Here is a 15,536-nt window from a genome sequence, read left to right on the forward strand (position 1 = left end):
TTACTTGATACTGTAAAATCCCTTTTCACGAGTCATGTGGAAAGGGATTTTTTGTTTGTCACAGCTGTTTTTCCAATATTGCTGAATCGTTTTAAAGTTTGAACCATCTGCTACCACCATTTTAGGTTGTAGTTCCATTAATGCTCTATCTAAGTTTATTTTTGTGGATTGAGTTAGTATTAAGATATCGGGTTTTATATTTGGTAAATATTGCATGGAGCTGTCTAGCACAAATATTCTCTTTTCATTGTAAAATATAAAATTTCGCAAAGACTGTTTTTTTTCTACAGCTGCATTATTGCCTGTCAAGTATGTTGTTAAGGCAGTAAGTTCTGTTTTTTTTGGTACATCTATGCTGCTGTTATATATCATGTACGTTTCTCCTTTTTTTATGGTTATAAGTGTTTGTTTGGGCAAATGAAAAATAATAAGTTCACTATTTGTAGCATCACTCCAACGAGTGTAAAAGTATACTGCTTGAATGACAAGTATTGATGTTAGTACAGCAACTAGTTTATTGAAGTTTGGTTTTTTTATCCAAATTACGATGCAAATAATACTGGCGTATGCACTTATTAACATAAAAAGCTGTAATGGTATGTCTTTAATTATAAACTGTTCAAATGAGGCAATAAAGTGTATTATTTTATTAAGTATAGTAATGCTCCATTCAAACAATTGAGATAAAAATTGTGGAACATCATATACAGCAGCGCAAAGCATTACGAGTACACCAATTACCATAATTACTCCTAACAATGGTATTACTATTATATTGGTTATAAAAAATAGTCCAGGAAATTGATGGAAATAATAAATGCTTAATGGTAGGGTGCCAATCTGTGCTGCAAACGATACGGTTAAGATATCCCAAAAATATTTTGTTAATTTATTTTTTGGTTGGTAAAGCAGGTTTAGCATTGGCTGTAGCCAAATTATAAAAAATAGCGCTAAATAGCTTAGTTGAAATCCTACGTCAAATAAAAACGAAGGTTCAAAAAGTAGAATTATTAGCATAGAAACTATTAAGGTATGATAGATGTTTACGCTACGCCTAAGATGACTCCCAATTGCAATAAAAGAGAACATAGTAACAGAGCGTACCACTGATGGTGCTAAACCAGCAAGTATGCCAAACAAAATAAGTGATGTTAGAATAATAAATAGTTTTATCCAAGAACCTTTTGTAGTATTTGGTACGGGTCTTAAAACCAATGTCATAAAAATTAGTATGAAACCTATGTGAAGACCTGAAACGGATAAGATATGTACAGCACCTGCATATTGGTAGTTTTTTATAATTTCGGGTGAGATGTCTTGTTGTTGTCCTAGTATAAGTGCCATGGCAACTTGAAGTTCTTCATCCTTAAAATTATGATCTTGTAAGTTGTTTAAAATGCGTGATCTTAATGCATCCGAGTAGTACCAAAGATCTTTTTTGGATTGTTTTGCAATATTTATGACGTCACTTGAAGTGTACATTTGACCATAAATATGTTTGTTTTCTAAATACTTTCCATAGTCAAATTGATAAGGATTTTTGGGTGAAGTGTTGGGGTGTATTGAGGTTTTTAACTGAATAATGCTTCCTATTTTTAATGTTTTTTGGATGCTATCATTATGTATGTTCAGGACTATTTTACCTGATTTAGTTTCATTGTTAATATGAGTAATGGTTGCTACGTACCGATCACTAAATGAAGTTTTTTTTAATTTTTCTCTAATGATTAATGTATACGTTTTTTCTTTTTGGAATACATTTTTAACTTGTAAGTAATGACTCGCTCTGAAACTATCAGAATGTATACGCTGCGTTGTAATTCCAATTAATCCTGCTAATAACAATGCACTTATTCCAAATAATGATGGTGCTTTATTATTCTTTTTTAGAAAAAAGTATTGTGCTGCTAATGCAATAAGTGAAAGTAGTATCGCTGCAAAAATATAATTTGTGGGTAAAAAAATATAATGAGACAAAAGAAGTCCTATTATAAAACCGATTGTAATTTTTATCAGTGGGAATTGAAGCACTTTCATAACTCTAAAGTACACATTTTAAACAAGTAAGAGCTATTTTGTAGTAATAAAATTGTAAAATTATAAAAGTCTATTAGCTTGAACAAAACTCTTTTTGTAGTAAGGCTCCTTAGTTGATGATACAATTACACCTTTTGATGTAGAGGCATGAATAAATTTAATTTCTTCATCAGAGGAATCAATTACAATGCCCACGTGATCTATTGTCTTATTTTTGTTGTTAGAAAAAAATACTAAATCCCCTTTATTGACTTTGTCTTTTTTTGCATTTAAAACTATTCCAGTTTTGGATAATTGGATTGAATTATGAGGCAAAATAATATCTTGTTGTTTAAATAGGGTAATAATTAATCCAGAGCAGTCAAAACCTTTTGGACTAGTTCCTCCATATTTGTAGGGAGCTCCAAGTGCTTTTTGAGCATTTTCTACCACCGATTGGACTATTTTTTCTGTCTTTTTTTTATTTGTTGAAGATGTTATTGCTTTGTAGTCGCGTTTTATCGCCGTTGAACTAGAATTTGTAGATGCACAACTGTAACCCAAAAGCACAATAACAGCAACTGTTATACTGCGTCCGAGTACTTTTTTCATTGATATGTATGAAGTTTTGAAATTCAATTTAAAATAAATCTTTTACAATTAAAGCTGCTGTTTTTTCACTGGCACCATGACCACCTAATTTGTTCTCTAGAATTATATATTTTTCTAAAATAGTATTGCGTTTTTCGGTTTTCAAGATTTTGTGCAACTCTTCTTTGATGCGTTTTGTATTACATTCATCTTGAATGAGTTCTGTAACCACCTCTTCGTCCATAATGAGGTTGACTAATGATATGTATTTTAATGTGATAATTCTTTTTGCAATTTGATAGGATATCCAATTTCCTTTGTAACATACTACTTCTGGTACTTTAAATAGAGCCGTTTCAAGCGTAGCCGTGCCTGAGGTTACTAAAGCTGCTGTAGCATTTTGTAATAAATCATAGGTTTTATTTGCTACAAACTGGATGTTACTTTGTGTTATAAATGGGGTGTAAAAAGAGTATTCTTGGCTTGGAGCCCCAGCAATTACAAATTGATATTCAGGAAAATCATTAGAAACACTCAGCATGATTTGTAGCATTTTTGTAATTTCTTGTTTTCTACTTCCAGGAAGTATTGCTATGATCGGTTTGTCACTCAGATTGTTTTGTTTTCTAAAATCTATTTCAGTACCATTCGATTTGTTTTGAATGGCATCTATCAATGGGTGTCCAACAAAGTCAACTGGATATTGGTGTTTTTCTTCGTAGAATTTTTTCTCAAAAGGTAGTATGACAAACATTTTATCAATGTCTCTTTTAATATCAGATATTCTATTTTCTTTCCAAGCCCATATTTGAGGAGAAATATAGTAATGTGTTTTGATTCCTAGTTTTTTGGCCCACTTTGCAATTCGGAGATTAAATCCAGGGTAGTCTATAAAAATCAAAACATCAGGTTGGAATTCCTGAATGTTCTTTTTACAAATGGTAATGTTGTTTAGGATTGTTTTTAAATTGAAGACAACCTCAATAAAACCCATAAAGGCTAGCTCACGATAGTGTTTTACTAATGTACCGCCTACGTTTTGCATTAAATCACCTCCCCAAAAACGAATTTCTGCGTGTGGATCTTTTTTGAAAAGCTCTTTCATTAAGTTAGAGCCGTGTAAATCGCCAGAGGCTTCACCTGCAATTATGTAATATTTCATGGTTGTAAACGCTAATGTTGAAAATGAATTCTGAATTTAAATAACTAAGGTTAAAATGGCTAATGCTATTACAGAAAAAACAATGCCTTGTGCGATTTTTTCTCTGTTTAATTTTAGAGCTACCCCAAATGCTCCCAGCGTTAAAACACAGCTTAAGGTTATTATTTTTCCAAGATTACCCTGTGATTTTAATATTTGAATGCCCGCAATAAATTGGTAATCTGTGAAAAAAAACATAAAAAGGAAGCTGCCTAAACCTGTAGTTAAAAGTCCTATTATAAATCCTATAAGCATGTCTCTCTTATTCATTCCAAGTAAAGGTGTTAAGTTGTTGAATAGCATGATGTGCAGTTAAATCAAATTGTACAGGTACTACCGATATGTATCCGTTTTTTAATGCCCACTCATCAGTATCTTCTCCATGATCTTGATTTACAAATTCTCCAGCTAGCCAATAGTAATCTCTGCCTTGAGGCGTTTTGCGCTTGTCAAATTTTTCTACCCAAATGGCTTTTGCTTGTCGGCATACTCGTATTCCTTTGATGTTTTCTTCTTGTAGTTTTGGAAAATTAACATTTAGTAAAACACCCTCGGGTAAACCATTTTCAAGAACTTGTAGTGTAATCTTACGAATAAAGGTTTTTATGGCGTCAAAATTTGCATTCCAATCATAATCCAAAAGTGAAAACCCAATGGCAGGTATACCTTCAATTCCTGCCTCCATGGCAGCACTCATGGTGCCTGAGTAGATTACATTTATAGAAGAATTTGAACCATGATTTACGCCAGATACGCAAAGATCTGGTTTTCTTTCTAAGATTTCATTTACAGCGAGTTTAACACAATCTACCGGAGTTCCAGAGCAACTGTATTCTAAAAAGGCGTCTGAATCTTTAGATATTTTATTTAAGTATAACGTGCTGTTTATGGTGATGGCATGTCCCATTGCACTTTGAGGTTTGTCTGGTGCTACAACAACAATTTCGCCAATTTCTTGCATTACAGCTATTAAAGATCTCAGTCCAGGTGCCGATATACCATCGTCATTTGTAATAAGTATGAGTGGCCTGTTTTTTTTCATTTACTTAAAATTAAAAAAAAGAATATATATTTATTATAGTAACAAATGTACTGACTGAAATTGGTAAATACTGAACTAAATGTAAAAATTTAATATCAATTGAACTTTCATTTCATAACAATAAAACATTTTATATCTTTAACAAAAATTTATGGCATCATGTCTTTATATGGCATGGTTTTTACCGTATCTTAGAATAAAAAAATTCATGAATACTATTCTTCACTTTATGAAAAGAAATTATAAAATACTTATTGTTGTCGCATGTATTTCGATGGCTTTATTTGCATTCAATATCAAAGGTGCAAAAAGTAATGATCCTGAAAAGGATAAGTTATTATTAGAACTATTGACTTTTGTTATTGAGAAAGGACATTATAGCCCAGCAACAATAGATGATAGTTTTTCCAAGGGCATTTACAAGGATTACATTGTAGCATTAGATCCTTCTAAACGTTTTTTCTTACAATCTGATATTGATGAGTTTTCAAAATTTGAACTGCAGTTAGATGATCAATTATTGAACAAAGATTTAAGTTTCTTTAATCTTACTTATGATCGATTGATTAAAAGGATGAACGAGAGTACTAAAATTTACAAATCAGTGCTTATTAAACCTTTTAATTATGAAACTGACGAGAGTTTCAATGTTGATTATGAGAAGGCACCATATGCTAAAACTCTTACCGAATTAAATGATAAATGGAGAAAACAAATCAAGTTGTCAACCCTTTCCTCATTGGTTGACAAGCAAAGATTAGAAGAAGATAAAAAGAAAAATGATGCTAAGTATGTGGTAAAATCTTTTGAAGCATTAGAAAAAGAAACAAGAGAGAGTTCTTTAAAATCTCTTGATGAGTACTTCAGTTTTATAAAAGATTTAGATCGTAATGATTGGTTTTCAGTTTATATAAATGCAATCACAGGTCGTTTTGATCCCCATACCAACTATTTTGCTGCCGAAGAAAAAGAACGTTTTGATGTAAGTATAAGTGGGAAGTTAGAAGGTATTGGAGCAAGATTGCAGAAGAAAAATGATCTTACTGAAATATCTGAGCTTATATCTGGTGGGCCTGCTTGGAGAGGTAAACAACTAGAATCTGGTGATTTAATTATGAAAGTTGCTCAAGGCGATGCTGAGGCTGTTGATGTTGTAGGAATGCGTCTTGATGATGTAGTTAAAAAAATTAAAGGACCAAAGGGTTCTGAAGTACGTCTTACCATTAAAAAAGTGGATGGGACTATTAAAATTGTTTCTATTATCCGTGATATTGTTGAAATAGAAGAAACTTACGCTAAGTCTAGTGTGGTTGAGAAAAATGGATTGAAATATGGCGTTATATATTTGCCGAAATTTTATATCGATTTTGAAAATCCAGAGGGTAGGGATGCTGGTAAAGATATAGCTCTTGAAGTAGATCGATTAAAAAAAGAGGGTGTTAGCGGGATTGTTTTGGATGTTAGAGATGATGGTGGTGGGTCGTTATCTACTGTTGTTGATATTGCAGGATTATTTATTGAGCAAGGTCCTATAGTTCAAATTAAATCGGCTGGACGTAAAAAAGAAGTTTTGTATGATAAGGATCCAAAAATTGAATGGGATGGACCACTTGTAATTATGGTGAATAGCTTCTCGGCGTCGGCTTCTGAAATACTTGCAGCTGCAATTCAGGATTACAAGCGCGGTATTGTAATAGGAAGTAAACAAACCTATGGTAAAGGTACTGTTCAAAACGTGTATGATTTAAATACGCTTGTTCGTAATAGTGCAGTGGGAGATTTGGGAGCCATTAAAACTACTACTCAAAAGTTTTATAGAATAAATGGAGGATCTACACAGTTAGAAGGTGTACATAGTGATATTGTGATGCCTGATCGCTATTCTTATTTAAAAATGGGTGAAAGGGATATTGATAATGCTATGCCTTGGGATAAGATTGATCAAACTAGTTATCAATTATGGAATGATAATTCTAATTTTGCCCAAGTAATAATGAATAGCAAAAACAGAATTATTCAAAACACACAATTTCAGTTAATTGAAGACAATGCTAAATGGATTGATGGACGTAGTGAGGAAAATATATACAGCTTGAACATCACTAAATTTAAAATTGCTCAAGCTCAAATTGAAGAAAAAGCAAGAAAATATAAATCAATTGTTGATTATAAAAACAATTTGAAATTCAGTTCTTTGCCAAATGAAGTGGAGGCTATGAATCAAGATAGTTCATTAAAAGAGAAAAGAGAGAGATGGCATGAAGCCTTGTCAAAAGATGTTTATGTAGAAGAAGCTCTAAATGTATTAGATGATTTGCAGTCTAAGGCATTTACTAACAAAGCATTGCCGGTTAAGGTAAAGAAAGACAAGCTTGTAAAGTCGTAATTGATTACAAACATGCGAAAACGCTCAAAAGTAGTTTTGAGCGTTTTTTTTATGCCTATTTTTTAATATTTCCTTATCTTTATTATTATTAGTTTTTTTTAACATTATCGAAGTGATATGAGTTTTAATCGAATGAAAAAAGTAATAGGGTGTATTATAATAGTTACGACACTTTATTCTTGTAAACAGGAGGTGTCAAATACTCAAAAAGGCTTTGCACCAATCGCTAATGAGAATAGTGAATATGCAAATGGGAGTAAACTTAAGGGCGAATACAAAAGAGAATTTCATTTCGCTACAAATGATTTGTTACCAATATCGACCACAAATACAATTGTAAAGCACAATTATTATTCTCTTTCATATAATGAAACTTACGAACAAGCAGAGTGGGTTGCTTATGAATTAAAGAAGGATTACATAAAGAACAATAACTTTAAACGCCCTTTTTTTATTGAAGACACCAAAGTCGAAACTGGATCTGCTGATTGGAGAAATTATAAGAATTCTAATTATGATAAAGGACACCTTTGTCCAGCAGGCGACATGGAATTTTCTATGTCAGCGTACAACGATACTTTTTTCACCTCGAATATTTCTCCGCAGGACAAGCAATTTAATGGTGGTATATGGAATAGATTGGAGCAAAAAGTTAGGTATTGGGCTGTGAAAGATAATGGTGTGTACGTAGTAACAGGAGGTGTTTTGAATAATTCCTTAAATACTATTGGTAAAGAAAACGTAGCTGTACCTCAATATTTTTATAAAATATTGATGAATCGCTCAGGAAATAGATTGAAAATGATTGGTTTTTTAATGCCTAATCAACCAAGTGATCAACCTTTATATAAATTTGTAGTATCTGTAGATACAATAGAAAAACTCACGGGAATTAATTTCTTTCCTCAGTTAGAAGATCGTTTAGAAAACCAATTAGAAGCTAACAAAGATTATAAAGATTGGAGTTTTAAATAAATTTACAACCACACATTCAACAAGAATTAGGCTAAAAGTTTTGAAAACTTAAGCAACAATTACCATTCATTTACTTTATTAGCATCCATTTTGATGAAAATAAACAGTAGAATTGTAAAGCCCCATAAACCTGATCCTCCGTAGGAGAAAAAAGGTAATGGTACACCAATTGTTGGGAATATTCCAGATACCATGGCGATATTTACAAAGAAGTGCGTAAACAAAATAGCCGCTACACAGTACCCATAAACTCTACTAAACTTGGTTTTTTGCCTTTCGGCTAAATATATAATTCTAAGAAATAATCCTGCAAATAGCGCTATTACTACTAGTGATCCTGCAAACCCCCATTCTTCGCCAACTGTTGTGAAAATATAATCGGTATGTTGTTCTGGTACAAAGCCACCTTTTGTTTGTGTGCCTTCTAGAAAACCTTTTCCCAGCCAACCACCAGAACCTATTGCTATTTCTGATTGATTAGTGTTGTAGCCCGATCCTTTTAAATCTACTGCTTTACCCAATAAAATATTAAAACGGTCCCTGTGATGCTGTTTAAAAACATTATTGAAAATATAATCAACAGAAAATACAAATCCGGAAATTAGTGCAAACAAGATACCGCTTAAGACTACATTTCTATCTGCTAATCTTGATTTATAATGAACTAAAACAATAACAAGTAAAGCTGCCAAAACAACGTAAATAGGCTCAATTATTAATGTAAGTACAAATAATAAAATGGTTATGAAGCCTGTCCAAACATACCAGGAAGGTAAACCTTCTCTGTATAAAACAATGATAAAAATACTATATATTAAAGCGCTGCCAGGATCTGGTTGCGGAAGTATAAGAAGTACAGGTAAAAGTATTATAGCTAGTGCTTGAATTTGTCTATTTGGATCTTTTAAATTGATTTGAGAATCACTTAAAAACTTTGCTAATGCAAGTGAGGTTGCTGCTTTTGTAAATTCAGAAGGTTGTAGTGTGAAGCTGCCTATTGCGTACCAGCATCTTTGGCCAGCTATGGTTTTTCCAAATAAAAATAAACCTAGTAATGATATCAGTGCAACTACAAATATGATACTAGCATACTTTTCGTAAAACTTACCATCAACAGATACAACAATAAAGATTAGGGGTATTGTAAATAGAATGAATATCAATTGTTTCTCATAAGTGTCTTGCATAGACGATAATGAGGAGGAATATATATTCAACCAACCTAATAGCACTAGCACCGTATAAATAATGATGCTGATCCAGTCAATATTATTTGTTATACTTTGGTTTTTCATTAGATTGAGAAGCTAGTTTTTTTTCTTTAATGGTATCAGTAGTCAAGGGAACTTTTTTAGGTGTCCCTAACTTTAATTTTTGTAATGAATCTGCTATTTTTAATTGCAGTTTAACGGCTTCCGAAAGTCCGCCTAGCTTGGCATAACGGCCTTGTAAACTGGTTGCTAGAATTCTTTTTTCAAGGTCGACACGGGTGATTTTATGTCTTAGGTATTTTTCAATCATTAAACTTGCAATCGGTCCTGCAATTGTAGCGCCATATCCGCCATTTTCAACCATTACTGCTATGGCAATTTTAGGGTTGTTCATTGGAGCAAATGCTACAAATATAGAATGATCTTCCATTTTTACTCGAACACCGCCAATTCTAGTGGAGTTTTCCGCGGTACCTGTTTTTCCGCATATTTCAATTCCTTCCACTCGAAGTCCTCTAGCGGTACCTAGGTTATAAACATCAAATAAACCGCTTATGATGGGTTTGAAAAACTTCTTATCAATTGTAGTAGTGTGTTTAGTAGTGAATTTGCTTTCAATTTTTACTCCTTCTATTTTTTTTATGATGTGAGGCGTGTAATAATATCCTTCATTAGCTACTGTTGCCATCATATTTGCTAGTTGAATTGGGGTCATAAGAACTTCTCCTTGACCAATTGCATTGGATACAATTGCGGTGCTTCTCCAGCCACCATTAGGGTACATTCGTTTGTATGTTTTTGAGGTTGGTACTAATCCTCGTTTTCCTGTAGGTAAGTCATACCCCATAAATTGGCCTAAACCAAAACTTTTAAGGTGATTGCTCCAAACGTCAACTGCATAGGCTGGTTTAGCATATTTATTTATGGTTTTCATATACGCAGTTGCAAAATAAGAGTTGCAAGACTCAAAAATTCCTCTATGCAATTGAAGTGCGCCTCCATGACAGTGGCATCCCATAAATCTACCTCTAGCATAGCTAAAACCTCGATTGCAAAAGACGGTTGTATTGTAGTCGATTACGCCTTCTTGTAAAGCAACAAGACCTGTTAAAATTTTGAATGGCGAACCAGGTGGGTATTCAGCGAGTAAACCACGATCGTACAATGGTTTAGCAATAGAGTCTCGGTATAATTTGGTGTAATTCTTAGAACGTTGTCTGCCTACTAGAATTCCAGGGTCATAAGATGGAGCTGTTACAAGTGCTAAGATTTCACCAGATTTAGGTTCAATGGCAACAATTCCACCTCTTTTATTAATCATTAGCTCTTCTCCGTATTTTTGGATTTCGGCGTCAATGGTTAGGTTGATGTCTTGGCCTTGAACGGCTATGGTGTCATATTTGCCTGCTTTGTAGGATCCTATTTCACGATTATGTTTGTCTTTCTGAAGATATTTTACGCCTTTAATACCACGTAATAAAACCTCATAGCTTTCTTCTACACCTTGTTTTCCAATTAAATCTCCGCTATTGTAGTAGGGGTTTTTTTCAATTAGTTTTTCATTTACTTGTGTTATAAATCCAAAAATATTTGCTCCAAAATTTACCTCGTAATCTCTTAAGGAACGTTTTTGAAAATAAAAACCTTCGTATTTACGAATCTTTTCTTGAAAAGCAGCAAACTCAGTTTTGTTTAATTGTGGTAAGAAAACAGAAGGTAATCTTGGGCTGTAAACAGTTGCTTTTGCTATCTTTTTTATGAAATCCTCTTTTGTTATATTTAGTAATTGACAAAACTCCAGTGTGTCAGTGTCCTTAACTTCTCTTGGGATGACCATTATGTCATAAGACGCTTGGTTAGCTACAAGTAATTTTCCGTTTCGATCATAAATATAACCTCGTTCAGGATACTCGTACTTCTTTTTAATAGCGTTATTCTCTGATTCTAATTTTAAGGTTTCATCAACCACTTGTAAATAAAAAATCCTTACAACCAATAATAGCGTAGCAATGATTATTAAGCCGGGCAAAAGTGCTTTTCTCATCTTTTATTAGGCTTGATTAAATAGATAATAATGATGCAAATAATTATTGTAAAGGAAGTACTTAGTAAGACTGTAAGCATTGTGTCTAAGATAAAACTCAATTGAAATGCTTCTAATAAAAACAAGGTAAAATGATGTATTACCACCGATAATAAAATAAAAGAAAAACGCTGTGGGGTTAGTACCTCATTTAATTTTATGGTTTGGTATTCATAACTCAAACCAAATGCAAATTTAAAAAGAGTAGGGCGTAAGTAAGCTAACAAAATACATGCTGTGGCATGCGTTCCTCCAGAATTACTAAAAAGATCCAAGATGATACCTAGTAAAAAACTAGATGCCAGCAAGGCAGATTTGTTTCCATTTACAGGATACAAAATGATAAACAATACATAAGGAAACGGACTTATATAGCCTAGTAAGTTCATATTGTTGAATACGATTATTTGTAATGCTAATAGTAGAATAAATCGAAATGTGTTGACAAACATCGTGCTATTCATCTTTTTCTTTTTTTTCTAAATTAGTAATCTCTTCTTTGTCCTTGCTTTTAATAATGTATACATGACCCAAATTAGTCATGTCATTAAATAATTTTACGTCAAGCGTATAAAAATTTGTTTGAGTATCTCTATAAATTTTTGAAATAGTTCCAATGTTAATGTTTTCTGGAAAAATCACAGATTGACCACCTGTCACAATGGTATCGCCGATTTTTATCATTGCTAGTCGAGGTAAATCAGTCAATTGAACAAATCCAGTGCTTTTTCCGTTCCAGTTTAGAGAACCAAAGTGATTTGACTTCTTAATCTTAGCGTTAATTTGCGATCTTTTATTCAGGATAGAAATTACGGTCGCATAATTTCTTGATGTGTTTTCTACAATTCCTACAATCCCCAAGCTGTTGATCACACCCATATCAGGTTTTACTCCGTCTAGTTCCCCGGAGTTTAATGTTAGGTAGTTTTCATATACACTATAGGAGTTGTGAATAACTTTAGAAACCAAGATATCGCTAGGTTTTACGCCTTTCAAACTGTCCATTAATTTTACGCTAGCGGTATCTTTTTTGTTAAAGAGTAAGCTTTTAAGGGTTGCGTTTTCTTGTGCTAATGCGTCATTTTGCGCTTTTAAATTCAAATATTCATTGACATTGTTTATCTTTTCATAAACGCCACCACTCAAAAAATTAGCAGAACTTATTATTTTACTTCTATGAAACGAGTGAGATTGAATGGTCAAGGAAAGTGATATACCCAAAAGCAGCAAAAACAGCAATCGGTTGCTGTTTTTAAAAATAAAATTAAAAATTTGCTGCATTTTCTTAAATGAATTATTTTAAAGTAAATTGAAACAAAAACTAAATCCTAATTATAAATTAAATTGGTAAACCTAACTAGGATTTAGTTTTAAGTGTTTTAATTATTTAATAAGTATACTTTTAAATTTAACTATGTTTTTCAAGGCCATACCAGTACCTCTTACAACAGCTCTCAAAGGATCTTCTGCTATATAAACCGGTAAGTCTGTTTTTTGAGAAATTCTTTTGTCAAGACCTCGTAGCATTGATCCACCACCTGCAAGATAAATACCTGTATTGTAGATATCAGCAGCTAATTCTGGCGGTGTTTGAGACAAAGTTTCCATTACTGCATCCTCAATCCTTTGAATAGATTTGTCTAATGCTTTTGCAATTTCTCTATAAGACACTTCTACTTGTTTTGGTTTACCAGTTAATAAATCTCTTCCTTGAACAGACATATCCTCTGGAGGTGTCTCAAGATCTTCTATGGCTGCTCCTATTTGGATTTTTATTTTTTCGGCTGTGCTTTCTCCCACAAATAAATTGTGTTGCGTACGCATGTAGTATACAATATCATTTGTAAAGACATCACCAGCAATTTTTACGGATTTGTCACATACAATGCCGCCAAGTGCAATAACGGCAATTTCAGTAGTACCACCTCCTATATCAACAATCATGTTTCCTTTTGGTTGCATGATATCAATACCAATACCTATCGCTGCTGCCATTGGTTCGTGAATCAAGTATACTTCTTTACCATTTACACGCTCACAAGATTCTTTTACAGCACGCATTTCCACCTCTGTAATTCCAGACGGGATACATACTACCATGCGGAGCGCTGGTGTAAACATTCGTTTTTTTAATGCAGGTATGCTTTTTATAAACATACTGATCATTTTCTCTGAAGCATCAAAATCAGCAATTACACCATCTTTCAAAGGTCTTATTGTCTTAATGTTTTCATGCGTTTTACCTTGCATCATATTGGCCTCTTTACCAACAGCAATGATTTTTCCAGAAATTCTATCGCGTGCTACTATCGAAGGGCTATCAATTACTACTTTATCATTATGTATGATTAAAGTGTTTGCGGTACCAAGGTCTATCGCAATATCCTCGGTCATGAAATCAAAAAATCCCATAAGTTTTTTAAGGGTTAAAAGTTATTTAAAAATGCCAGACAAAGTTAAACAAATTAATGTTTAAAATGACGTGTTCCTGTAAATACCATTGCAAGATTATTTTCGTTGCAATAATTGATGCTCAATTCATCTTTTATAGATCCTCCTGGTTGAATAACGGCTGTGATTCCTGCTTCTTTTGCTAATGCTACACAATCCGGAAACGGAAAGAAGGCATCGCTAGCCATGGATGCACCTTGTAAATCAAATCCGAAATTTTTAGCTTTTTCAACAGCTTGCATTAAAGCATCAACACGAGAGGTTTGTCCTGTACCCGAAGCAATAAGTGTACCGTTTTTTGCAAATACAATTGTATTAGATTTGGTGTTTTTGCAAATTTTAGAAGCGAAAATTAAATCTTTAATTTCTTGCTCAGTAGGCGCTGTATTGGTAACGGTTTTTAGGTCCTCTTTAGTATCTGTGATGTTGTTTCTTTCTTGAATTAATAATCCATTTAAACACGTGCGTACTTGTTTTTGTGGCAAATCTAATTCGTTTTGGATTAAAATAATTCTGTTTTTCTTTTCTTGTAGTATGGTAAGAGCTTCATCATCGTAAGTAGGAGCAATTACTACTTCACAAAACAAAGAATTGATTTCTTGAGCGGTTGCTACATCTATTTTAGTATTTGAAATTAAAACACCTCCAAAAGCTGATGTAGGATCGCACGCTAATGCGGCAACATACGCTTCATGAATTGTAGGTCTGCTGGCTAGTCCACAGGCGTTATTGTGTTTTAAAATAGCAAAAGTTGGACCATCAGTTTTAAATTCATGTATCAAATTTACAGCTGCATCAACATCTAGTAAATTGTTATAAGAAAGTTCTTTTCCATGAACTTTTTTGAACATCGCATCAAAATCACCAAAGAAATATCCTTTTTGGTGTGGGTTTTCTCCGTATCTTAAAACTTGACCATCTGCAATACTTTCCTTGTAAATGGTTTCATCTGTATTGAAATAATTGAAAATTGCTCCATCATAATGTGAAGATACGTGAAATGCTTTGGTAGCAAATAATTTACGATCTTCTAATGTTGTAGCGCCGTTTTGTTTAGTGATGGTCTCTAAAAATAAACTATATTGTTCCATAGACGAAACAATAACGGTATCTTTAAAATTTTTAGCTGCTGCGCGAATTAACGATATGCCGCCAATATCTATTTTTTCAATGATATCAGCTTCACTGGCTCCTGAAGCAACTGTTTTTTCAAATGGGTATAAGTCAACTATTACTAGATCTATTTGGGGGATGTCAAATTCTTTCATTTGTTGCACATCACTTTCATTATCTTGACGGTTTAGTATCCCACCGAAAACTTTTGGGTGTAATGTTTTAACTCTTCCTCCTAATATAGATGGGTAAGAAGTTACATCTTCTACAGGAATTACTGATATTCCAAGATTTTTTATAAAATCTTCTGTTCCACCAGTAGAATAAATTGTAACATTTTGACTGTTTAGTTGTCTAACGATTGGCTCTAATCCTTCTTTTGAAAATACAGAGATTAATGCTGATTGAATTGTTTTTGTTGTGCTCATTGTGTAGTTATAGTTATGAGCTGCAAAAATAGTTTTTTA

Annotated in this window: 13 protein-coding genes; 2 read left to right on the forward strand and 11 right to left on the reverse strand. The window is 33.0% G+C overall.

Translation table 11 applies throughout. The features are described from left to right. Genes FJV36_RS14885 through surE form a run of 5 tightly spaced genes read right to left on the reverse strand, consistent with a single transcriptional unit; the run spans nucleotide 1 to nucleotide 4,850 of the window. Entirely contained in the window at nucleotides 1–2,037 is a 2,037-nt protein-coding gene (locus FJV36_RS14885) for a ComEC/Rec2 family competence protein (RefSeq protein ID WP_158728477.1), read from the reverse strand. 60 nt (nucleotides 2,038–2,097) lie between these two features. After that, nucleotides 2,098–2,628 (reverse strand): C40 family peptidase, encoded by a 531-nt coding sequence (locus FJV36_RS14890; RefSeq protein WP_158728478.1) that lies wholly within the window; start codon nucleotides 2,626–2,628, stop codon nucleotides 2,098–2,100. 28 nt (nucleotides 2,629–2,656) lie between these two features. Beyond that, entirely contained in the window at nucleotides 2,657–3,769 is a 1,113-nt protein-coding gene (gene lpxB / locus FJV36_RS14895; protein WP_158728479.1) for a lipid-A-disaccharide synthase, read from the reverse strand. A 36-nt stretch (nucleotides 3,770–3,805) separates the two neighbouring features. Next, nucleotides 3,806–4,078: a hypothetical protein gene (locus tag FJV36_RS14900; RefSeq protein ID WP_158728480.1), complete on the reverse strand. Its 273-nt coding sequence runs from the start codon at nucleotides 4,076–4,078 to the stop codon at nucleotides 3,806–3,808. Continuing rightward, a complete protein-coding gene (surE, locus tag FJV36_RS14905) occupies nucleotides 4,071–4,850 on the reverse strand; it encodes a 5'/3'-nucleotidase SurE (RefSeq protein WP_158728481.1) in 780 nt (259 codons plus the stop codon). Before surE ends, FJV36_RS14900 begins: the two co-directional genes overlap by 8 nt. 208 nt (nucleotides 4,851–5,058) lie before the next feature. Between surE and FJV36_RS14910 the strand changes: the two genes are divergently transcribed. Both FJV36_RS14910 and FJV36_RS14915 read left to right on the forward strand, forming a co-directional pair. Continuing rightward, on the forward strand, nucleotides 5,059–7,236 hold the full coding sequence (locus FJV36_RS14910) for a carboxy terminal-processing peptidase (RefSeq protein WP_158728482.1): 2,178 nt from the start codon (nucleotides 5,059–5,061) through the stop codon (nucleotides 7,234–7,236). Nucleotides 7,237–7,368: 132 nt separating this feature from the next. Then, nucleotides 7,369–8,211 carry a DNA/RNA non-specific endonuclease gene (locus FJV36_RS14915; RefSeq protein ID WP_158728483.1) on the forward strand — a complete coding sequence of 281 codons (843 nt, stop codon included), beginning with the start codon at nucleotides 7,369–7,371 and terminating at the stop codon, nucleotides 8,209–8,211. A gap of 59 nt (nucleotides 8,212–8,270) precedes the next feature. On the opposite strand, the gene rodA is transcribed toward FJV36_RS14915, so the two are convergent. The 6 genes from rodA to purH all read right to left on the reverse strand — a co-directional run bounded on the left by rodA (nucleotide 8,271) and on the right by purH (nucleotide 15,497). Next, on the reverse strand, nucleotides 8,271–9,506 hold the full coding sequence (gene rodA, locus FJV36_RS14920; protein ID WP_158728484.1) for a rod shape-determining protein RodA: 1,236 nt from the start codon (nucleotides 9,504–9,506) through the stop codon (nucleotides 8,271–8,273). Beyond that, entirely contained in the window at nucleotides 9,481–11,466 is a 1,986-nt protein-coding gene (mrdA, locus tag FJV36_RS14925) for a penicillin-binding protein 2 (RefSeq protein WP_158728485.1), read from the reverse strand. The genes rodA and mrdA overlap by 26 nt, the downstream gene beginning before the upstream one ends. After that, on the reverse strand, nucleotides 11,463–11,969 hold the full coding sequence (locus FJV36_RS14930; protein ID WP_158728486.1) for a rod shape-determining protein MreD: 507 nt from the start codon (nucleotides 11,967–11,969) through the stop codon (nucleotides 11,463–11,465). Before FJV36_RS14930 ends, mrdA begins: the two co-directional genes overlap by 4 nt. Then, nucleotides 11,962–12,786 (reverse strand): rod shape-determining protein MreC, encoded by an 825-nt coding sequence (mreC, locus tag FJV36_RS14935; RefSeq protein WP_158728487.1) that lies wholly within the window; start codon nucleotides 12,784–12,786, stop codon nucleotides 11,962–11,964. The genes FJV36_RS14930 and mreC overlap by 8 nt, the downstream gene beginning before the upstream one ends. Before the next feature lie 102 nt (nucleotides 12,787–12,888). Then, nucleotides 12,889–13,917, reverse strand: coding sequence for a rod shape-determining protein (locus FJV36_RS14940; protein ID WP_086454445.1), 1,029 nt, complete (start codon nucleotides 13,915–13,917; stop codon nucleotides 12,889–12,891). A 53-nt stretch (nucleotides 13,918–13,970) separates the two neighbouring features. Further along, nucleotides 13,971–15,497, reverse strand: coding sequence for a bifunctional phosphoribosylaminoimidazolecarboxamide formyltransferase/IMP cyclohydrolase (gene purH, locus FJV36_RS14945; RefSeq protein WP_158728488.1), 1,527 nt, complete (start codon nucleotides 15,495–15,497; stop codon nucleotides 13,971–13,973). Between the last annotated feature and the right edge of the window lie 39 nt (nucleotides 15,498–15,536).

The sequence above is a fragment of the Flavobacterium sp. I-STPP5a genome (genome assembly GCF_009764685.1).
Lineage (GTDB): Bacteria > Bacteroidota > Bacteroidia > Flavobacteriales > Flavobacteriaceae > Flavobacterium.